This window comes from Heyndrickxia sp. FSL K6-6286, assembly GCF_038630395.1.
GTDB lineage: Bacteria > Bacillota > Bacilli > Bacillales > Bacillaceae_C > Heyndrickxia > Heyndrickxia oleronia.
Genome location: NZ_CP152029.1, coordinates 2,620,024 through 2,641,627 on the forward strand (window position 1 = coordinate 2,620,024; position 21,604 = coordinate 2,641,627).

Genomic DNA, 21,604 nt, shown 5'->3' on the forward strand with positions numbered 1-21,604 from the left:
TATCGACTGAAGGCCACTACACGTCTCATTTTACTGAGTAACCTCATATGACCAGCTATTCGGTAAAAACCAGTATTTGGGCTAGAAAACAGCCTTACTTAAAAAATTACCTAAATAGCAATTTTTGAAAAAATGCCAACCAAAAAACCTATTAGGGTTTACTAATAGGCTTCATGTTCAGCATGTTTAAGTTTTTTTGAAGATTGTAGGAATTCATAAGATAATATCATTACTTCAATTGCTATTCTCTTTTCTGGGTTCATAAAATCTTTCCCTAATAATTTCTCCAGTTTTTGTATGCGATGATATAAAGTTTGTCTAACAATAAAAAGCCGTTTCGCGGTTTCTTGTTTGGATCCGTTGCATGCTAAATATGTTTTTAATGTTTGCATTAACTTTCCATTATATTTCTTATCATAATCTATAATTGGTTCCAAATACTCAAGTACAATTTCATTCAAATCTAAGTGACGATTAATTAAAGAAATTAAACGATAAATATGGAGATCATCATAAAAATAGAAATCAGAAGAATTCGATAATCTTTCCTGTATTCGGATCGTTTCTAATGCAGTTTCATAGCTTCTATTTATATTCACTAAATCTGTAACATATTTACCTATTCCAATAAAAGGCATTGGATGTTGATCTATCATTGAAGGATTAGAATTTTTCAATCTCTGAATCGCTTCCTTCATTCTTTTTTTCCAAGATGAGACATTTCTTTCATTGAGAATAATAAAGATGATGCTATTCTTTCTTTCTATAGCAAAAAGAGTAAAACCCTGTTGTTCAAATATCGATTTATAAAATAGTTTTAAATAAGTTAAATCTATATTGCTGAGGTTTTGAAAATTTTCAAGCTTGCAAATACAGACATTTGCTCCTTTTGGTTTAATGGTGGATGATTGGTAGGCTAAATATTCATGAATATCATCTTCAGTCTGATCACCTTCTAACCACCTTGATAGCCATTCTACTTCTTCTGCTCTACTCTTTTCTTCCACATAGAGATCTCTTAATATCAATTGAGCAAGAGCTGTTGCAGTACGATCAAGTATTAGCTGATCGAATTCTGTTAAAGAACGCTCGTTGGAAGTAATAATTAATTGTGCATAGTTACTTCCTAAGAGATGTATCGGAATACTTGCAATTGAATATGAATTAGCAGTTAAGTGTTGGTTATTTTCATTTTTTTCAACTAGTTGCAATAACTTTTTTCTCTCCTGATCTAATACATTTGGGATGAATTGAATATCCTTATTCTTAAATACAATAATCACTTGAACTTGTAAATAATGTTGAATATATTTGAGGATTTCATTGTAATGATCAATCGTTAGTAGTTTTTTACTTAATGTTTGGGAGTATTTTTCAAGATCTGCGATCATTTGATATTGATGGTTGATTAGAAGTGAGTGAATATCTTGAGTGATTTCTACAAATGGTACTTCTCTGTGAAAGAGGATAATAGGAAATTTGTGCTCATTCGCAACATCAATGATTTCTGGTGGAATCGAGGAAGTGTATGTACCAATTTCAATGCATAGTCCAGCTGCCGATGAGTCGATTAGTTGTTCTAATACAGAGATAAAATATTCCTTTTTTTCCTTCCAAGCTACTCCTGTTGATAAAATTAATTCATTACCATTTAGAAGGTTACGAATATTAGTAACTTCTACAACATGTACCCATTTAACTAGGCGATTCAAACCCTCTTTTCCTGCAATAACCTCAATCATCTCAAAATGTTTTCTTTGTAAAATATCCTTTACCGTAATATAAGATTTCAATTTCATATCACCTCTAAAAATTGAGTAGAATATTTGATCTTTTATTAAGGATCTAAGAAGAATATAGGGTCTGTATTTATATACTATTCGATATAATTGAATAAAATCCTTTACAGGTATTTGATTGCAAATAAAAATAGACATATCCTTTAAGTATCCAATACTTAAGTGATATGTCTTTTCAACGTGTTATTTTTTCTCTTTTTGTTGGTTGATTAATATTACTGAAAAGTATTTTCTTGCATCAGCAGTTAAGATGTGTAATGTTTCATTTTCTATTTCTGAATCTAAAGTTTTTTCAAATTCTACAAAAGCACCACTCAAATTCTCAGTGATATTTTTTATTTTGAAACCTCTTTCCACTAAAAAATCAATACGATCTCTTTCTTGTAAAAACTCTTGATACTCAGACAAAATAATAACCTCTCTTTCCATAAAAAAGTATAAATTTATATTTGTGGATTCAAATCTTCAGGTACAGCAACCACTTCTTCTTCTTCTAAAATTTCCCAATCACGTCCAACCGTTATCCCTAAATATTTTTCATCACTTGGGTCTTCAATTTCTGCTTGTTTGTACTTTTTAAACCACCAGTATTTACCTAATATATAATAAATTACTGCACCTACAAGAAAGCCCACGATAAATGAATAGCTTGAGAGAAAATATGAAGCGATTCCCCCAATAATCCATGCGATCATTCCTGCCAAATTAAACCCATTCATGTATTTATACTGACCATTTCCTACATATAAATCGTTGACATTCACTCTCCTTTTTCTAATTAAATAGTAATCTGTAAACAATATACCTACTATTGACGACAATATTCCTCCGATAATGAGTAAAGCAGGCACAATAACATCAAATAAACTCCATGGTTGAACCGCAATACCAATAATCCCCGCAATGAGAACTGCTGCCCAAAAAGGTACTTTTGGACCACCTACATTAGAAAAAATGGTCGCTGCAGGTATTACATTTGCAGATGTATTTGTTGACCATTGGGCAAATACAATCATTAATAACAAAATACCCAAGATAAATCCGCTCGCTGCCTCCTGAAGGGCAACAACTGGATCAAAATTTGAAACAGCAATATAAGATACGGCACCAATAATGATCATAAATGTATTGACAATTGGCATAACAATAATACTTCCAACGATTTGTGATTTATTACGTTTAAACCAGTTTCTTTCGTTTTTTGGTGCTTTGAAAAAACGTGATAAGGATGGCATATCAGCTGCTAAAGTTGCCCAGAATCCCATATTACTCATCACAACTACCATAAAGGCTGTAAAAGCTGCACCACCTGTTACTGGACTTTCCACCCATGACCAAATTTCCCTTCCTTGTTCTGCAGCTTGATCCGACAAAGAGGCATACATCCACGCAGAAATTAAGATAATGGTAGGTGCAGCTAAGTCGGCAAATCTTTCGATTGCTTTAATACCAAGTGCAGTGTTAATAAGTTGAAGTGCTGCAAATACAATAAAACAAATAAACCAGTTATTAAAACCAAACAAAATATTTAATATTCCATTCATTGCTGTTGCACCGAAATATGTGTTCAAGCCGAACCAACAGGCTGCAGTAATACCACGTACTAATGAAGGAATATGTGTACCGATCGTGCCAAATGGGGCCCTCATATAAACCGGAAACGATAATCCATGTTCTACACCGATATCACCAATAATGGTCATAAATATGCCGATAGCTACGGATCCTATTAGAGTTGCAACAATTACCCATCCAAGTGGTAAACTTTGAACACCAGAACCTCCAATTGCAAAAGCAGCTAATACAACAGCCATCCCTACCCAAATAACAGCGAAGCCCTTTGGTCCTATATTTCTTTCCTCTGAGCTAATAGGCAATAAATCTGGTGATTTCAAATAACTATCCTTATTATTCATCTGTTACACCTCATTCCTTGAAATGTATTCATAATATTCTGAATAATTTAAGCGTAAAAAATCCTTATCAATGGATTATTTTTTTTGGGGAGAGCACATGTAAACATTTGCCTCCCCAAAATAACTATTAAAATTGATCCTACAGATCGATATATTTTATTTTAAATAAGAGGCTGTTACATCGTTAATGATTCACTCTCATTCGTATGATTTCTTTCACCATATTTTGCTCGTTTCAAATACTGTCCAGAACCAATCTTTCCAACAAACTTTTTATCTCGAATAACAAATTCTCCTCGTGATAGTACAGAAACAGGTTCTCCTATTACTTTCATTCCTTCAAAAGCATTGTAGTCTACCGCCATATGGTGAGATTCAGCAGAAATGACCCTTTCTATTGTAGGATCAAAGATAACAACATCGGCATCCACTCCAACGGCAATCGTACCTTTCTTCGGATATAATCCGAATAGCTTCGCAATTCTCGTGGAAGTTATATCTACAAATTGATTTAAGGAAATCCTTCCCTTTTTAACCCCTTCAGAGAAGAGAATACTTAAACGATCCTCAATTATTGGTCCCCCATTAGGAATTTTTGAAAAATCATCTCTCCCTAAATCTTTTTGCCCATTAAAATCAAATGAACATTGATCCGAACCAATTGTTTGAAGTTGCCCTGTTTTTAAAGCGTTCCATAGAACTTCTTGGTTCCATTTTTCACGTAATGGTGGAGACCAAACATATTTAGCCCCTTCAAAATTTGGTCTTTCTAAATAGGATTGGTCTAAAACCAAATATTGTGGACATGTCTCACCCCAAACATCAATTCCCTTAGCTCTAGCCTCTGCAATCTTTCTTGCAGCATCAGCACATGATACATGTACTACATATAGCTGAGAGTTTGCGAGTCCAGTAAATGTTGCCGCTCTACCCGTTGCTTCTCCTTCAATTTCAGGTGGCCGTGTAAGCGCATGATAAATTGGTTCAGTATTGCCATTCTCTAGCGCTTTATTCGTCAAATAATCAATGACATCTCCGTTTTCTGCATGGACCATAACGAGTGCTCCGAGTTCTTTTGCTGCAATAAGTGTACGGAATAATGTCTCATCATCCGCTTGAAAAACATTTTTATACGCCATAAATACTTTAAATGAAGTGATTCCTTCATTATCAATGATCGAAGGAAGTTCATTTAATACGTCTTCATTCACTTCACTAATCATAAGGTGGAATCCATAATCAATAACCGCCTTATTTTTGGATTTTGCGTGCCATGTGTCAATCGCTTTCTTTAACGGTTCCCCTTTATTTGTTAAACAAAAGTCAATGATTGTGGTAGTTCCTCCATAAGCGGCAGCAATGGTCCCTGTTTCAAAATCATCCTTAGTAACTGTTCCGCCAAAGGGCATGTCGAGATGTGTATGGGGGTCAATGCCACCCGGGAAAATATAGCATCCTTTAGCATCAATTACTTCAGATCCTTGTGTAGAAAGATTTTCTCCTATTAAACTTATTACACCATTTTCAATCTCAATATCTGCTTGAAATTGATCTGTTGCCGTCACTATTGTTCCATTTTTAATCACTTTTTTCATGTTTTAAACACCTCATTTTCTATTGCTTTTATCTATTTATTTACAACATCTACATTGCATGAAGCAGCTCCAAGAGCAGATTGACGTTCATTCCATGTCATTGGTGGTAGCGTACTTGGAATTTCAACCATGTCAATTGCCCCATCAACTGGACATACGATAGAACAAAGATTACAACCTACACAGTCATCTTCACGTACCTGTAAATATCCTTTTCCTGTTTCATCTTTTAACATATCAATACATTGATGGGATGTATCTTCACAGGCAATATGGCATTTATTGCAATTAATACATATATCGTTATTTATCCGCGCGACGATTTTATAATTTAAGTCGAGATTTCCCCAATCAGAATATTTTTCTACTGACTTCCCTATTAAGTCCATTACAGAAGATATTCCTTTGTCATCTAAGTAATGATCTAGTCCCTCAATCATATCCTCTACAATCCTAAATCCATGGTGCATTGCTGCTGTACAAACCTGAACTCCAGTTGCTCCCATTAGCATAAACTCCACTGCATCCTGCCAGCTTGAAATTCCACCTATACCAGATATCGGAATGTTGATTCTAGGATTGCGTGCGCATTCCCCAACCATATTAAGAGCAATTGGTTTAACTGCAGGACCACAATATCCTCCATGGGCACCTTTTCCAGCAACATGTGGAATCGTATTCCATGTATGAATATCCACTCCTGCCAAACTATTAATTGTATTTATCATACTGATTGCATCCGCACCACCATTTGCTGCGGATTGAGCAGTAACAGTAATATCTGTAATATTCGGAGTTAGTTTTACAATAACAGGTGTTTGAGCAGCTTCCTTCACCCAATAGGTTTGTTTTTCAACAAGCTCTGGAACTTGACCAGAAGCAGATCCCATCCCCCTTTCCGCCATGCCATGTGGGCAACCAAAATTTAGTTCCAGTCCGTCCACACCAACATCCTCAACTCTTTTTACAATTTCATGCCATTTTTCCTGCTTAGGTTCCACCATCAGTGAAGCAATAATGGCATGATTAGGAAATCTTTTTTTAGTTTCATAGATTTCTCTCAAATTAACCTCTAAAGGTCGGTCAGTTATGAGTTCGATATTATTAAAACCTGCCACCTTTTGACCATTAAAACTAACAGCTGCAAAACGTGATGAAACATTTAGAATGGGATCACCCAATGTTTTCCAAACTGCTCCTCCCCAACCTGCATCAAATGCTCGTTGAACTTGATAACCAGAGTTAGTTGGAGGAGCAGAAGCTAACCAAAATGGGTTTGGTGATTGAATTCCTGCTAAATTAATCTGTAAATCTGCCATTTCCTTACCTCCTGCCCTTTTTAAAGATATGCTATATTGTCCAAACTAAGCAGTCTCTGCGGAAGTTTTGCTTAATTGCTTGTGGATTGCATATGCTGCGTCTTTTCCTTGCTGTGCAGCTGATACAACCATCGCTTCACCTTGACCCTTTCCAAAGATGACATCTCCACATGCATAGACTTTTGCATTAGACGTTTGATAAGTTTGCTGATCAATCTTTACTACGCCACTATTATGTTCAAGTTGAAATTCTTCAATTAACTGATTGTATCTTGATTGTCCAATTGCTTTTATAACAGCATCTACTTCTAATATAAATTCGGATCCTTCAATTGGTATCGGGCGAGCACGACCATCGTCATCAGATTTACCTAATTTAATTTTTATGCATTCAATCCCTATTACCTTTCCATCTTCATTCCCGATAATCCGTTTTGGGGCAGTAAGCCATCTAAATTCAACCCCATCTTGTTTGGCAAATTCATATTCAAAATCATATGCGGTCATTTCCTCACTAGTCCTTCTATAAAGAATCTTCACATTTTCCGCTCCCAATCGAATGGAACATGTTGCACCATCAATTGCTGTATTTCCCGCTCCGATGACAACCACCTTCTTACCGAGAAACGTATTAGAAATAGGTTTTGTTTTCGTTTCTTTTACGAAGTCAACCGCATCATATACACCATCTAAATCTTCACCGACAATTCCTAAATTAGGAACACTCGCCATCCCTATTGCAAGTAAAACAGTATCATAATTGTCCATTATTTCTTTTACTGAAATATCCTTTCCTACTCTTGTGTTTGTCTTTATTTCAACATCAAGACTTTCTACTTGCTTTACTTCCCAATAGGAAATATCTTGTGGAAGCCTAAAAGACACTATTCCATACGTGTTTAATCCACCAGCATGTTTTTCAGCTTCAAAAATCGTCACATTATAACCTAATAATCCGAGCTCTCGAGCAGCAGCAAGACCAGCTGGCCCTCCACCAACGATTGCTACTTTCCTACCATTCTTTTTTCCTGGTTTAAATAATACTTGTTGATTTTTAATTGCCCAATCTGTGGCATACCTTTGTAAATTGCCAATCATAATTGGTTTCGTTGAATGATTAAGTACACATGCCCCCTCACATAATTCCTCAGTTGGACAAACACGAGAACAGCTTGCACCAACAGGGTTAGCTGTCATAATCGTTTTAGCAGACCCTTTTAAATTTCCTGAGGCAATTTTTTTTATAAATGTCGGAATGTCAATTCCCGTTGGACATGCTTGTATACAAGGAGCATCGTAGCAATATAAACATCTATTCGACTCTTCTATTGCTTCCTGATTTGTTAACCCAGGAAATACTTCATTAAAGTTTTGCTGTAAATCTTCATAAGAAATTCTAGTCACTATGTTTTAGCCTCCTTTGGAAAAGATAAATACTATATGAAGATATATATAAAGGGCTTTACGTTTGGAAAAGTTGTAAAGCCCTTGTTGAAAAATAAATTAAGGTAATAGAGCCGTCATCTCTTGATAAGTTTCCGGTCTGCGATCCCGATAAAATTGCCAAGTATCTCGTACTTCTCTAATCATTTTTTTATTCATTTCACCGATGACAATTTCATCTTGGTCCCGACTACCCATTGCTACAAATTCCCCTCTTGGGTCAACAAGATAGGATTGACCATAAAATTCACCCATATTCCATGGACCCTCTTTACCTACTCTATTGATTGCACCTAAATAATAGCCATTTGCAACTGCGTGTGCTGGTTGCTCAAGCTTCCATAAATATTCTGATAATCCCGCAACTGTTGCAGATGGGTTTAAAACAATTTCGGCGCCATTTAAACCTAGCAATCTTGCACCTTCAGGAAAATGTCGATCATAACATATGTAGACACCAACTTTTGCAAATGCAGTATCAAACACAGGATATCCTAAATTGCCAGGCTTAAAATAAAACTTTTCCCAGAAACCATACCCCTGATCTCCAACTCCTACATGAGGAATATGTTGTTTACGATATTTTCCCAAATATGAGCCATCTGCATCTATCACTGCGGCTGTATTGTAATAAGTTGCAATCCCTTCTTTTTCATAAATTGGTAATACTATAACAACTCCTAATTCCTTTGCTAGATCTTGAAATAGTTTCGTTGTAGGTCCATTCGGAATCTCTTCTGCAGCATCATACCACTTTGTATTTTGCTCAGAACAGAAATAAGGTCCATAAAATATCTCCTGCAAACAAATGATTTGCGCACCCTTTTCTTTTGCATCTTTAACGAGTTGAATATGTTTTTCTATAGCCTTTTGTTTATGAACATCAACGGGTTCATTTCCATCTACATCATTTGAAGCTTGAATAAGTCCAATTTTCACGTTGTCTGTCATGGACAATTCCTCCTTTATAAATAGATTGGCCAATATACATATATGAATATAATATTTACCCTATTACTTTATATTCGGAAAACGCTTTCAAAAGATGTTGTCATTTTGAGTTTTTTACCCAAAATAGAAGTTTAAGCTTAGTTTACTTTTTTCTTGCTTGGATTGCATTATACACAATGTTAAATGATGTACATGATTTGTTTTTCATAATGTAACATTTGACAAATATAAACAATGTCTACTGAAAAAATCCGTTTCAGTTATTGTAATCACCTAGTCTAGTTATCTAACTATTTTCAGAATTCCATACGGAAATGATCGCTTTTTGGTAAAATTTCATACGGATGTCTGAAAGAATATCAATTCCATTCACCACCCAATATCTTTTGTCGCTTGGTATCTCCTCTATAAAATCCTTGTATTTCCTTTTGCCACCCCTCATAAGCAAGCTTCTCAAATGCTGTTAATTTTGCCTATAGAGAATAAATACTTTGAGAACTATCATTTATATAAATGGATGGTGTATATTTTAATGTTTCATCTATATAATTTATTCAACTTCCACTTGAAATCGTTAATAATAGAAATAAGTTCTTCTTCTTTAACCTTTTCATGCAAAAGATCATAAAATCGTTAATCAATGACATTCCAATTAAAGGGTTTATTTTGAATAATTGCGACAATCTTATACTCAGCATTACTAATTTCCAACATTTCATAGAACTCCCCATATATGAAGTATAGTAAAAAAGTCGATTTCCTCAGATGAACCTCAGCCCAATTGTTAGTTTGTCTAACTATTGGGCTGAGGTTCAAAACATGAAATCGACTTTTTTAGATTACCGTCTTTAGTGATTTAATCTTAGATTTTCCTATCTTATAGTAAGTTTTTTATCTCTTGTATTTTTTGTGGATCAATTGGATAACTAAAACTAGATTGATGATGTACTCCGGAGCCAAAATGAATTTCTGTCACCTTCACTTGTTCTAAAAGGTTGCCAATATTGTTCGGCGTTAAGCCAGACCCTGCCATAATCTTAAGTGATGTACCCTCACACTTATTCACCAATTGTTGCAGCTCACTAGTTGCATCTATTGCTTTATCCTTGCCACCTGATGTTAGTATACGAGAAATCTCCGGATATTGTTGTATGACATTTAAGGCTTCTAATTGATCATTTACTTCATCAAACGCCCGATGAAATGTAATATCTAATCCATTTGAGGCATCCAACAGTTTTTTCAAAGCTTCCTTATCAATATCCCCATCCTTATTCAATACACCCCAAACAACCCCTGCAGCCCCAAGCTCCTTACAAATCTGTATATCCTTCACCATACTATTCAATTCAGTATTAGAATAACTAAAGCTGCGACTATGTGGACGTATCATCACATACACTGGAATCGACACAGCTTTACAAACCGCTTCTATGATACCATAGCTAGGAGTTAGACCACCCTCTGCGACTCCAGTTATCAGTTCAATACGATTAGCACCTGCTTGCTCCGCTATTATTGCATCCTCAACGGTATCTGCAATGACTTCAATTATCATATGTAAGCTCACCTCTAATTTATATCAGTAACTACCCACTTTATTTTACCTTAAAAGAATAAGGAGAGCATCTAATCTATTTACTTTTTTATTAAGGCACTTTTTATTAAATTATTATTAACGTAATGTTTCAGCTAAGAAATAAGCAACATTTCAATTCACTAAGAACAGAACTCTAACTTCATAAGGAATGAAATAAAGCATTTATCAAAGAGATACCTTTTCTTTCACAATTTCAACAATGAGAGGAATACTTAGATGATCTGTCTGAATGTACTCCCCAAAGTCATATGTATTAAATGCATTTATACATTTTCTTGTTTGCTGGAAGCACCAGTTTCCTTCTTCTTCCCCACGTCTTCTTAATCTTTCATAAATCGTTTCTTCCTCTGCAATCAGACAAAAATGATAGGGATCCTGATTTAACTTTTTAAAACCATCTATTATATAATGAAGATATTCCTGTTTACGAATTGTCATAGGGATAATTAGATTCATTTTGTATGTTTGAATCAACCGATTGGCCAAAACAACTGTTAACTCTTTCCAAAGCTGTAAATCCTGAAAGTCACCAGTATTTGCTTCCTTTTGTTTAATTTCGTTTGGAATGATGTTCCTAAGCATAAAGCCAACTTCTTCTGGATCGAAAATCATGCTATTATCCATTTGTTTCACTAACTCATTTGCAACAGAAGTCTTTCCAACTCCAAACGCACCATTAATCATAATAATCATTTATGTAACTCCTTTAATTCTATCAGAAATGTATGTATTCATATCCGTTTCCCAGATACAATGTGCCAATGTAGATGCTTTGATTCTTGATAATTTCCTAAATTAGTAATCACCCTACACGCACCATACTCCTGTTCTATTTTCCAAGCAACTTTTCGTACAGTCTCTATTAACTCATACAATATCTTCTGATCACACTCATCTATTCTTGTTAATGAAGGAATATGTTTTTTCGGAATTGCCACAATATGAACTTGATACGAAGGTTTTGTATGATAGTAGGCTAAAGTATTATCGGTTTCCACTATTTTTTCTACTTCCGTTTTTCCACTTAACACTTCATCACAATAGAAATCTATCGTCATAGATATTCCTCCTGTTTTTTTTATTTCAAAAAGGAATGAATAATATGTTCGAATTCATCCTTCTCTTCTAAAAATGGATAATGATTACTTTGTTCAAAAATATGTAATTGAGAATCCGGAATAAGTTGATGCATTTCGATAGAATATTTAACAGGGCATTGAACATCGTGTTTCCCACATAAAATAAGTGTTTTTGATGTGATTTCCGGTAGTTTTCTTGTGATATCATAAATTAATGCCTCTCTGCTAAAGAAATTTAGTCTTTTCGCAGATGTTCCTTTATTGATTGAACAGTTGAAATAATCTTCATATCTTTCAGGCTTATATAAGGATATTTGTGTTCTCTCTTTTATTAATTTCTGTCTATCTGAAAATGAAAGGCCATCCCTCTTCAATTCCTTCATCAATTCTTGCATTCTATTAAAATGAGGATGACGTTCATTATATATACATTCTGGTGTAGAAGAATAATAATCTCTAGCTGCCGATCCTACAATAATTAATGAATCTAAGGATGAAGAATAATGAATACCATATAAAGCACCTATCATTCCACCAGTAGAATGTCCTGCATATGTCCATGATGAATATCCGAGTTCTTGTCTTATTTCTTCAAGATCTAATACCGTTTCAATCATACTTAACTGATAGGGTTCCTCTGCTCTGTCAGAATTTCCACACTCTCTAAGATTAACAAGAATTACTTTGTTATTATTTATAAAGGTTTGGGCGAAATAATCCCCCGATTCATTAAATACTGAATAATGATGGGTAACACAAATTGGATTACCCTGACCCGCAATAAAAATTTCAAAATTTCCTCGTTTAGTTTTAATGATTTCTCTTTTCCAATGATTCATCTATTTCTCCTTTACACTAGTATTCTGGTAGTTATTTATGTATCCATTTCTTTATTATTAATATCGGAATATAGCTAAGGCAATCAGGAAATACTTTGAAGTTTTCTAAAGTTTGCTCATTTTTTGTTAATTGCCTTAACTATTATAAAATGTGGCTTTTTCATTAATTTTTCATATTTCTCAGGAGACTCAGTTTTGAAAGCTTGTGTTGGTTGGGGTTCAATCACTTTTTCAATGATAAAATGTGCAGTGGTCACATTTATTATTTCGTTCAAGGGACGTCGGTAAAACGGTACTTCTATTATTTTTCCTTCCTTATTCCAGCGATCAATCAATAATTCCTTTGCAAAGTAATCTTCATTTTGTGAGATTTGTATATCCATGAATGGATGATGTACCGAATATAAAAGCACTCCATTAGATTTTAAGATTCGCTGAAACTCTCCAAAAGTTTTTTCCCAATCTTTAATATAATGAAGAGTTAGTGAACTAATAATCATATCAAAGGAATTATCATCGAATGGAAGCTCTTTTTCTAAATCTACACATATGACCTCTGCTTTTTGTTTCACACGTCTTTTTGTCGCAGCAACCATGTCTGGACTTAAATCTGTTGCAACGACACTTGCTTCACGATTGATTAATTGCTCGGTATACCAGCCTGCTGCACAGCCAGCATCAAGTACTCTCATGCTTCTTATATTATTGGGGATGTTCCTCAGCATAGAAGGTCTTTCATACTCACGATTATGAAGACTAACTTTATCGACACTATTTTCATAAGCATGAGCAAGCTGATTAAAGGTTCTTTTTATTTGTTCTTTCATTTTTCACCTCGTAAATATGTAAATGAATGGTTCACCTTACAATTTCTCTATTACTTTATGTTATTCCTTCAAATTTATGGATATCATCATCGACATGAGGCTTTTTTTTAATGATTTTAAACTAAATACTATAAGTTTATCAGTAAAATGAAGATATCTGAAAATTATATGGAGGTTACAATGGAAGCTTTTTACTTTTCATTGGCATTTCTCTGCTTTGGAATTTCCATCATGATTTTTATTGAGTTACTGTTAAATAGTGGATTAAAGGAGGCATTAGATATTTCAAAGAAGTCAGTTAAACTAATGGTTGGGATTTTTATTATGTATGTTCTAAGTTTTTCCTCCTATATTCTTTACCAAGTGTTATAGAAAAAGAGCAGTCTGCTAAAATAGATCAGACTGCTCCCAAGTGTTTAAATTCTTTACCTTATTTTTGTTGTATGAGTAAACCCTCAGTGAATTTTTGTGCTCAAACTTGAATGTTGACACACATTTTCTTCAACATTCACGGTTTATCTGTTTCCAACCCTATTGTGGAGACACATTTTCAACGGCATTCCCGGTTTATCTGTTTCCAACCCTATTCTTGAGACACATTATCTTCAACATTCCCGGTTTATGTGTTTCCAACCCTATTGTGGAGACACATTTTCAACGGCATTCCCGGTTTATGTGTTTCCAACCCTATTCTTGAGACACATTTTCAACGAAATTCCTGGTTTATGTGTTTCCAACCCTATTCTTGAGACACATTTTCAACGAAATTCCTGGTTTATGTGTTTCCAACCCTATTCTTGAGACACATTTTCAACGAAATTCCTGGTTTATGTGTTTCCAACCCTATTCTTGAGACACATTTTCAACGAAATTCCTGGTTTATGTGTTTCCAACCCTATTCTTGAGACACATTTTCAACGAAATTCCTGGTTTATGTGTTTCCAACCCTATTCTTGAGACACATTTTCAACGAAATTCCTGGTTTATCTGTTTCCAAACCTATTGTGGAAACACATTTTCAACGGCATTCCCGGTTTATGTGTTTCCAACCCTATTCTTGAGACACATTTTCAACGAAATTCCTGGTTTATGTGTTTCCAACCCTATTGTGGAGACACATTTTCAACGAAATTCCCGGTTTATGTGTATCCAACCCTATTCTTGAGACACATTTTCTTCAATATTCACGATTTATCTGTTTCCAACCACCATCCCTAAGACGCATTTTACCCAATTTTCTTGATTAACCTGTCATTTTTTTATTTTCCTCAAATAAGACTGCTTTTGAAGGGATAAAAATAGTAAGTAATAGTATCACTGCTAATACAGTTCCAATAATGGAGAAAATTAAACAAACTAATTGAAGTGTATACCATTCAGCAAATAAGCCTAATAGTAGGGTTAATCCAATTTGTACAACACCTTGAAACATATCGGCTATACTACTAAATCTCCCCATAATTTCTATTGGTACATTATTTTGGAAAAAAGTAGCATACCCTGCATTAGCGAACGCCATAAAAAAGCCCAAAAATATAAAGGCTAATGTAGCAGTCAGAAAATTATATGATGAATAAAACCCGACATAACCTACCGAGGTAAGAAGCATCCCCACACCTAAATAGAGTTTGAGTTGTAATTTTTTGGCTAATATAGCCGCAACTGCTGCACCTGTTAATGAACCAATTCCGGTTATACTGACAATTATTCCATAATCTCGATCAGATAATTTTATATTTTGTTTAATAAAAGTTACCTCTTGTGAGTCTAATGAAAAACCTATGAGTAAGGCAAGCTGGAATAACAGATAAATAATAATAAAATTCCTCGCTTTCAGTGCAAAATTTTTAACAATTATCCAATCTTTCATGATCATTTTCCAATGGATTTGTAACTGTGGGTTATTCGATTTCTCATCCACATTCGGGAGAAGATAGATAAAAAAGGCACAAACTAAAAAAGTAACTGCATTTATAATGATGCAAAGTTCCGTTCCAACATGCATGATAAGAATTCCGGCAATTGCTGGACCAAGCAGAAATGCACCTGAATTCGTCATACTCATGATTGAATTAAATCTCTTTCGATTGTCTCTAGGTATTAGCTTTGTTATATATACAGATGAACTTGGACCAAAAAATGAACCGACAATATTAATCATTAATAGAATTGTATAAATGATCCATAAGGAACCGATAAAAGGAATACAAAAGACGAGAACTCCTCTTATTAAATCAATTGCAATCATTAAATATCTTTTATTTACGCGATCAATTACACTGCCAGCCCAAATATTTGTTAGTAGTACAGCAATTGGTCGAATGATATACAGACCCGCTACTGCAGCTGCAGAACCAGTAAGTTCTAAAATAGAAAGGTTTAAAGCAATTAAATAGATCCAATTTCCTAAATAAGATATACCGATTCCAGAGAGTAACAGAATCGGTTTTTTCCAAATGTTCATTTTTTCCCCTTTTCCATGTGACATTCTAACCAACTAATCCTTTACTCTTAAAAAATATCCATCTTTATTTTTCGTATATTCACCCTTGATTTTTCCTACTCCATCAATTAATAAACAATCTTTCATGGATATAGGTTCTTGATTCAAAATTATGTGAAGCTGATGTATATTTCGCCAATTATGATGAAAGTAGGTTATAACAGGATATTGAAAAAGATATTCCTCATTATTGATGATTAATTTTATAAAATTTCGATGCAAAACTTTTTTACCACTTAATACGATATTCATTGGATCAAAAGCATTTACTTTCATGGACCCTTCAATCAATAGATGGTAACCAGGTTTATGAATGAATTGACCAAATTCCTGTTCTCTTTGATCGTTCACAAATTCAATCATCTCATCCGTTTCTTTACTAATCTCTACCTTGATATATTGATTGTTCTCTAATTGAATCTTCCTACTAAAAAATTCATATAAAGAGAGGTTAGATTGAAAATAGCTTTTATGCCATCCAGGTGATAGTTTGTCTAGTAGTAAGCAGATGAACATCCCTGAACTATAACAACTTCTTCTAATATTTAAGCAGGATTCTGTTTGATCAATCAGCATTTTTCCATACTTTTGTAAATAATCAGAATCCGATTGCCGTGATTTATCACAATAAGCCTTCCATTCAACATACCATGCTGGACCTTCAATCGTTTCAACTAATGTCTCGTAGTGAAAATATTCCCCTATTAGCTCTTTTCTTTTTTCTCTAATAGAGAAAAATTGAATGATCTCTTCCGCTTGATTTGAAAGAACCGCTCGATAAAGTGAAATCCTTTCTCGATTTCTTAATTCAATATTTTCCCTAGTTAACGGATATGTAATCCCGAGTATTTCATCAGGAAACCGCTTTTCACCTTGTAAGTGCTGATAGCCATGGAATAATTCATGTATAAGAAGCGAAAATAATTCTGCAAAATCACTGATTATATCAAAATTAACAATCGCAGTAGGATAATCCTCAAATAATATTAAAGTATCGCCAACAAAGCGATCATCCCAAGATAACACGACAAATGTAGGAAACTTTGACATGTAGTTCGGATGATTAAATAAAAATACTTTTTCCTCATTATAAATAGCGAAGGCTACTGGTTTAAAGCCCTCCCAATAGCGATTTGTAATAGTCGTATTAATTTCATCCATTAATTGATATAAATCGATTTTCATGCCTACAGGCTCCTTCCATAGAATAAATCCTCCTATTCAATCAAATATTCACTTATCAAAAATTGATTGTTTTTTAACCTTGTAATCATACAGTTATGTAGGGATTCGTATTCCTGTAACCGATCTTCAATAGACTTACCCTCTGAATTTAAAAATAAATCTTCACGATCATAATGAGGAAAAATTATTTTATTAGTTAATCCTAATGCTTTAAAATCCCGCAATTTTATACTATTCATTTCTGGTGTAAAATAATGAACAATCTCAATATTAGGACCCAGTACAACTGCTCCGGCACTCACTCCAATAATCATGTTTCCACGGCATGCAAAATCCCTCAATATAATGTCCGTACGACTTTTCTTCATCTGGTATAATAAATAAAAAGGATTCCCTCCGTTAATATAAATGATTTGACATTGTTCCAGTAGCTGCAGATTATCATATTCAATATCAATAAAACCAACCTGCGTGAATCCCATCTGCAGAAAATCCTTTTTCGCCTTTAAGGCAAATCTATTATTCTCCTTTTGAATTGATGCTGTTGTTATAATTCCCACTTTATAATATTCGACGTCATCTTCCATTTGCTCTAAAAACTGTTTTCTAATTCCCTCAGTAAAGAAGCCATTAGAAGTTAAAACCATTTCTGTCACGTACCATCCTTTTTAATTTTTTCAATTAACCTTGGTAATTGACTTAAATCTTCCAATACAAATTCTGCTTCTCCATACTTAAACTGATCTGATTTTTTCCAGATGGTTACCATGCCCACAGTTTGTGCTGCCTTTATATCATTGACAGGATGATCTCCTACAAAAATGCTCTCTCTCGGAACTACATTTAACCGCATCATTGCTTTTTGGAAAATGGTTGGATATGGTTTTTTGCAACCTTCCCATTCTGAAATCAAAATTGTATCAAAATATGATTTAATTCCTAATGCCTCAATATTATTCATTTGAAACTGACCAAATCCATTCGTTATTATGCCTAATCTAAATGCCTTTTTTTGTAACTCTTCGAGCATTGTATATAGATGCGGAAATGGAATACAACTATCTTTAAAATTATCTACATAATCATTAAAAAGATGTTTCCAAGAAATCTTTGTAATTTGAAATTCCTTTATTAACTGCTGATACACTAAATCTTTCCAAACATACCCATGGGCATCTAACTCAATAAACCTTGTAGTATATTTATCTTGTGGTATGTGATCGAAGTATTGAATGAATCGATTGTATTGAGAATGAATAAATTTTTCCACAGAGGCATCACGATCTAATAATGTTCCATCAAAGTCAAATAACACTGCTTTAATCAACCTTCTTCAACTCACTTAGCCATTTGTTCACTTTCTTTTCCATCATTTTTTGTAAATCTTTGGCCTTATCACTATCTTTAATCGTTGTTTTCGCATATTCAGATGGAAACATTTTCTTAATAGAAGTGACAAAACTCTCTCCACTTTTAGGCTCCTTATAATCTATTACTTTATATTTTTCCCCATCTTTTTGTAAGCGGATGAATACTGGACGTGATCCACCTGATTGAGGTTTTGCCATCGTTTCATGATTGTATCCCTCATAAAGTGAATACATATAAACATCGACCATACCCTTCTTTTCTGTTTTTCCATATATCTTATGGACTTCAAATTGTTTTTCAGTTTCTACATAGGCATTTTTATTGTGGTCGATAATATATTTTGAAATTACTTTATTCATATTTTTAGCATCCTTCTTTTTCTCTTGTGAAGAACTACATCCATTAAGTAGTAGTAATATCATAAATAGAACGCAGCAATATTTGGATACTGTCTTCATTGATATACCTCCTTGTAATGAATAGGGTTCTTTATACAGAAGAAAATTAAGAATCCACTTAATTAGAATACAGATAAATCTCTCATTCCTTTACTCTTTTCAACATTAGTCCTTCTAAATCCTTCATCTTCTCTTTGACAATTTCGATCATAAAGAAAATTTTTGGAAAATCATAAAAGAAAAAAGGATTCAATAATACAAATAAGCGATTCTCTACAAAGAATCGCTTTAACCTCAAAATAAAATAATATACTTTTTTCATTCCATTGTTATACCTTCAAATTCTTCCATCGTGTGACTGATTTTAGATTGCGTATCAATCACTTTATTTTGTAACTTTTCTGTTAAATGGCTTACTCTAACAACCTCTCTTGTTATTGTCTCTATATTCGCATTTACTTTTTTTATTGCTTCGTCCACATTATTAGATAAATTTCGTACCTCACCCGCTACAACTTTAAAACCCAATCCATATTGTCCAGCCCGTGCAGCCTCAATTGCTGCATTTAATGCAAGCATATTGGTTTGTGAAGAGATGTGTTGAATCGTTTTTGAAATATCACTTATTCTATTTGTTTGTTCGTTTAATGATTGTAGTGCTTCAATATTTTCTTTCGAATGAACTACTACGATATTTCCTAATTCTACTGATAAACGATTTAATTGAGAGATGATATGTAATGTTTTATTTTCTCTATCTGTAATGTCTGTAGCAATCTTTAAAACAGCATTAACTCTCCCATCTTGATCTAAAATAGGAATATAAGTAGCTTCGAGCCACAATAATTGGCCATTTTTGTGAACTCTTTGTATCTTCTCCTGAAACTTTTTACCCATTCTTAAATCGGACCATAGTTTCGCATATTCCGCGCTATTTCTAAATTCTTCTGTACATAATTGACTATGTAACATATTTTTCATTTCTGACACTTTGTAGCCTAATGCTTGAGCAAAATTATTATTCACCCAAATCACTTCACCTTTTGGGCTAAATTCAATCATCGCTAAATTTAATTCTAAAGCAGATAAAACTGCCTTTTCATTCATTTCCAGAGTACTTATAGTTTGACCTACTGTATCAGTCATGTTAGAGAACATCCTTTTATTTTTTATTTTTATTATAAAATATTTATTAAATAATGAGTTGCCATTTTTATGATTTTTTGTAAGGTAAACCCATTACTAAATGCCTATGTGAAATTTAAAAATAAAAAAAAGAATATCTAAAAATTCCATTTAGAATATTCTAGTAAAATCGAATTCTTCTTTCAGAATGCAAATTACACAATTGAATAAAGAAAAGATGCTACCTGTCAACATTGAACTGCGCCCTAAATTTCGGACAGTTTAATAAAAGTAACCCTGCTATTTAAGCAGCGATTAGATGACTTCGGTATTCTGCCGGAGTCATCTTTTTTAAATTCCATTGTCTTCTTGATGCATTATAGAAAATCATATATTGATTAACTAATTGTTTTAGTTCTTCAAATGTATGAACTTCTTTATAGTCCATTTCATCTTTCATATGTCCAAAGAAGGATTCCATTGGTGCATTATCGATACAGTTCCCTCTACGTGACATAGATTGTTTCAAATTCATCTGTTTCACCCTTTTTTGAAATTCTGGATGCGTGTAATGGAAACCTTGATCAGAGTGTATCATGGCTTCTGGATGTACATTATTCCCTAATTTCTCTTCTAATTTTGCTAGAGTATTGTAAACAATCGACATTTTCAATGTTTGTGATAATTCATATGCCACTATTTCACGTGTAGCGACATCCTTAACACAGGATAGATAGGCTGTTTTTCCTCGATACTTTAAATAGGTAATGTCAGTTAAAAATACTTTTTCCGGCTCGTCTTGTGTAAATTCACGGTTTAATCTATTTGGTAATGTCTTATGTTCTTGAGTAGCTTTTGCAATATTTTTATATGGGTTTGCACGTCGCACTTTCGCAAAGAAATTATACTTGCGCATTAGACGGCGTATTTTCTTTGGGTTCATTGGGTTTTCAAGTAATTCACATACTTTCATATAAAGTCCACGATAGCCAACTTTCCCTTTGAATGCATCATAGATGCACTTTAAAAAGAGATAATCCTCATAATCATTGTTCTCACGAATGGCATGTTTTTCAGTATTCTGCAGCCATGCATAATAACCACTGCGACTAACATGTGCGACAGTACATAGCTCAGAGACACTATTGATTAGTTGATATTTACGAATTACTTCATTGATGACTGCGTATTTTTCATGTGGAGCTACTTGTGTTTCTTCGCCTTCCTTTCGAGTTCCTCTAGCTTTTTTAGTAATTCAATTTCAGCTTCGAGATAACGAATACGAGCCTCTGCTTTTTCTAGCTTCTTATCAGCGGATAACTCACTAGTTGTTGGTCTTCCCGTACTTCCTTTTCCTCGACGTTCTTCCAAAAAACCATTTTCTCCATATTGATTAAAAGTATTTCTCCAACGCTTCAAAGCTGATTTAGCTTTTTTAGGGCCAATCATTTCAAGATCAAACCCATTTTCTATAAAGATTTGAGTAGGTCCTTTCCCAGCTAAGTTCTCATTTACTGCTTTAATTTTAAATTCAGGTGTATATTGAATCGCTCGATCAGATACTGAAGCAACATTGGGATTGGCTTCTAATAGTTGACGTTGATGTTCATTAAAATAGATTTTACTCATAAGATAACTCCCGTTCAAATTAATT

21 protein-coding genes are annotated in these 21,604 nt (G+C 33.8%); 1 reads left to right on the plus strand and 20 read right to left on the minus strand.

Annotated elements, in window-relative coordinates; genetic code table 11:
- Positions 1-161: 161 nt before the first annotated feature.
- The 12 genes from MHI39_RS13230 to MHI39_RS13285 form a co-directional block, all read right to left on the minus strand.
- On the minus strand, positions 162-1,799 hold the full coding sequence (locus MHI39_RS13230) for a PucR family transcriptional regulator ligand-binding domain-containing protein (RefSeq protein ID WP_342541394.1): 1,638 nt from the start codon (positions 1,797-1,799) through the stop codon (positions 162-164).
- Positions 1,800-1,982: 183 nt separating this feature from the next.
- Entirely contained in the window at positions 1,983-2,207 is a 225-nt protein-coding gene (locus MHI39_RS13235) for a hypothetical protein (protein ID WP_083498386.1), read from the minus strand.
- Between the two features lie 35 nt (positions 2,208-2,242).
- On the minus strand, positions 2,243-3,715 hold the full coding sequence (locus tag MHI39_RS13240; RefSeq protein ID WP_058003758.1) for an NCS1 family transporter: 1,473 nt from the start codon (positions 3,713-3,715) through the stop codon (positions 2,243-2,245).
- Between the two features lie 176 nt (positions 3,716-3,891).
- On the minus strand, positions 3,892-5,310 hold the full coding sequence (gene hydA / locus MHI39_RS13245) for a dihydropyrimidinase (RefSeq protein ID WP_058003759.1): 1,419 nt from the start codon (positions 5,308-5,310) through the stop codon (positions 3,892-3,894).
- Positions 5,311-5,342: 32 nt separating this feature from the next.
- Positions 5,343-6,629 carry an NAD-dependent dihydropyrimidine dehydrogenase subunit PreA gene (gene preA / locus MHI39_RS13250; RefSeq protein ID WP_180211875.1) on the minus strand — a complete coding sequence of 429 codons (1,287 nt, stop codon included), beginning with the start codon at positions 6,627-6,629 and terminating at the stop codon, positions 5,343-5,345.
- Positions 6,630-6,674: 45 nt separating this feature from the next.
- Entirely contained in the window at positions 6,675-8,036 is a 1,362-nt protein-coding gene (locus MHI39_RS13255) for an NAD(P)-dependent oxidoreductase (protein ID WP_342541446.1), read from the minus strand.
- Between the two features lie 96 nt (positions 8,037-8,132).
- Positions 8,133-9,023, minus strand: coding sequence for a nitrilase-related carbon-nitrogen hydrolase (locus MHI39_RS13260; RefSeq protein WP_058003762.1), 891 nt, complete (start codon positions 9,021-9,023; stop codon positions 8,133-8,135).
- An 877-nt stretch (positions 9,024-9,900) separates the two neighbouring features.
- The gene (locus MHI39_RS13265; RefSeq protein ID WP_078111041.1) at positions 9,901-10,581 is read right to left on the minus strand and encodes a copper homeostasis protein CutC; all 681 of its coding nucleotides are present in this window, start codon (positions 10,579-10,581) and stop codon (positions 9,901-9,903) included.
- Positions 10,582-10,788: 207 nt separating this feature from the next.
- Complete coding sequence (locus MHI39_RS13270) at positions 10,789-11,316, minus strand: AAA family ATPase (protein ID WP_058003764.1); 528 nt, start codon at positions 11,314-11,316, stop codon at positions 10,789-10,791.
- Between the two features lie 38 nt (positions 11,317-11,354).
- Positions 11,355-11,681, minus strand: coding sequence for an HIT domain-containing protein (locus MHI39_RS13275; protein WP_071975875.1), 327 nt, complete (start codon positions 11,679-11,681; stop codon positions 11,355-11,357).
- 20 nt (positions 11,682-11,701) lie between these two features.
- The gene (locus MHI39_RS13280) at positions 11,702-12,541 is read right to left on the minus strand and encodes an alpha/beta hydrolase (protein WP_058003766.1); all 840 of its coding nucleotides are present in this window, start codon (positions 12,539-12,541) and stop codon (positions 11,702-11,704) included.
- A 116-nt stretch (positions 12,542-12,657) separates the two neighbouring features.
- The gene (locus MHI39_RS13285) at positions 12,658-13,368 is read right to left on the minus strand and encodes a class I SAM-dependent methyltransferase (RefSeq protein WP_259545433.1); all 711 of its coding nucleotides are present in this window, start codon (positions 13,366-13,368) and stop codon (positions 12,658-12,660) included.
- A 180-nt stretch (positions 13,369-13,548) separates the two neighbouring features.
- Here MHI39_RS13285 and MHI39_RS13290 point away from each other — a divergent pair, with 180 nt between their 5' ends.
- Positions 13,549-13,740 (plus strand): Mas-related G-protein coupled receptor member D, encoded by a 192-nt coding sequence (locus tag MHI39_RS13290; RefSeq protein ID WP_342541395.1) that lies wholly within the window; start codon positions 13,549-13,551, stop codon positions 13,738-13,740.
- Positions 13,741-14,611: 871 nt separating this feature from the next.
- On the opposite strand, the gene MHI39_RS13295 is transcribed toward MHI39_RS13290, so the two are convergent.
- The 8 genes from MHI39_RS13295 to MHI39_RS13330 form a co-directional block, all read right to left on the minus strand.
- Positions 14,612-15,832, minus strand: coding sequence for an MFS transporter (locus MHI39_RS13295; RefSeq protein ID WP_342541397.1), 1,221 nt, complete (start codon positions 15,830-15,832; stop codon positions 14,612-14,614).
- A gap of 33 nt (positions 15,833-15,865) precedes the next feature.
- The gene (locus MHI39_RS13300) at positions 15,866-17,056 is read right to left on the minus strand and encodes a peptide ABC transporter permease (protein WP_342541399.1); all 1,191 of its coding nucleotides are present in this window, start codon (positions 17,054-17,056) and stop codon (positions 15,866-15,868) included.
- 32 nt (positions 17,057-17,088) lie between these two features.
- Positions 17,089-17,703, minus strand: coding sequence for a Type 1 glutamine amidotransferase-like domain-containing protein (locus MHI39_RS13305; protein ID WP_342541447.1), 615 nt, complete (start codon positions 17,701-17,703; stop codon positions 17,089-17,091).
- Between the two features lie 5 nt (positions 17,704-17,708).
- Positions 17,709-18,383, minus strand: a complete 675-nt coding sequence (locus tag MHI39_RS13310; RefSeq protein WP_342541400.1) for an HAD-IA family hydrolase — start codon at positions 18,381-18,383, stop codon at positions 17,709-17,711.
- Positions 18,376-18,885, minus strand: a complete 510-nt coding sequence (locus MHI39_RS13315; RefSeq protein WP_342539325.1) for a hypothetical protein — start codon at positions 18,883-18,885, stop codon at positions 18,376-18,378. The genes MHI39_RS13310 and MHI39_RS13315 overlap by 8 nt, the downstream gene beginning before the upstream one ends.
- 82 nt (positions 18,886-18,967) lie before the next feature.
- Positions 18,968-19,147 carry a hypothetical protein gene (locus MHI39_RS13320; RefSeq protein WP_180211869.1) on the minus strand — a complete coding sequence of 60 codons (180 nt, stop codon included), beginning with the start codon at positions 19,145-19,147 and terminating at the stop codon, positions 18,968-18,970.
- Positions 19,144-19,971: a methyl-accepting chemotaxis protein gene (locus MHI39_RS13325; protein ID WP_071975870.1), complete on the minus strand. Its 828-nt coding sequence runs from the start codon at positions 19,969-19,971 to the stop codon at positions 19,144-19,146. Before MHI39_RS13325 ends, MHI39_RS13320 begins: the two co-directional genes overlap by 4 nt.
- Positions 19,972-20,254: 283 nt before the next feature.
- Positions 20,255-21,579, minus strand: a protein-coding gene (locus MHI39_RS13330; RefSeq protein ID WP_259548449.1) for an IS3 family transposase whose coding sequence is annotated in 2 segments (ribosomal slippage) — positions 20,255-21,201 and positions 21,201-21,579 — 1,326 coding nt in all. Because the reading frame shifts where the segments join, the coding sequence is not laid out codon by codon here.
- Positions 21,580-21,604: the final 25 nt, after the last annotated feature.